This window comes from Helicobacter monodelphidis (assembly GCF_003288845.1).
GTDB lineage: Bacteria > Campylobacterota > Campylobacteria > Campylobacterales > Helicobacteraceae > NHYN01.
On record NZ_NHYN01000078.1, the window covers coordinates 1 to 710 of the forward strand.

Sequence of the window (710 nt, forward strand, 5' to 3'; positions counted from 1 at the left end):
AAATTACGCATACAACAAAAGAAGGCTTAAAAAAGCAGAGAAAAAAGCTAAAACAGACAAAAATAGAACCTAAGAATTTATTTGATTATGCAGAGGAAGCTACAAATAATTTTATAAAGAAAAAAACAATAAATGCGGTGGATAACTTTGCAAAAAATCCGATATTTCAAGAATTAGATAAAAGAAAACAAGAAGCTATTTTAAGTCTCAAGCAAATTATCCCTGAACAAATTCCTAATGATGTGGTTATTGATAGTGAAGCTTTTGTAAATGTTTTAAAGCATTTTAGCGATAAAGAAGATAGAAAACACAGAGAGCAATACTTAAAACTTTTCAATCTTACAAGAGAACAACCAAATATTACTCTTAAAATTCTTTCTAAGAATCAGCCTAGAACAGAGTATATTAAAGCTTTTCAACATAAAGATAATAAAGATTTATATTACATTGCTATCACTGAAAATAGCGATAAGACAATCATCACAGGAATTCCAACAACAAACATTAGGAAAGTTATAAATGATATAGCGAATAGCGAAGAAGTTATAGCAGGGGCTTCTGGAGTAGTCACTTATCCTGCCAAGCCAAGTAATGCTCCAACTTTCAAGGGCGATTCTACCCCTAATCATCTTAAAAAACCCTTAGACTTTGAATCCTTCCATGATGAAGAGAAAAGTTTAAGGACTAGATTTAAAGACAATATAGAGGCT

General features: G+C 30.7%; 1 pseudogene. It reads left to right on the forward strand.

Annotated features, from left to right (window positions below):
• Nucleotides 1-710 (forward strand): annotated as a pseudogene (locus tag CCZ01_RS10610) (hypothetical protein); the annotation flags it as partial.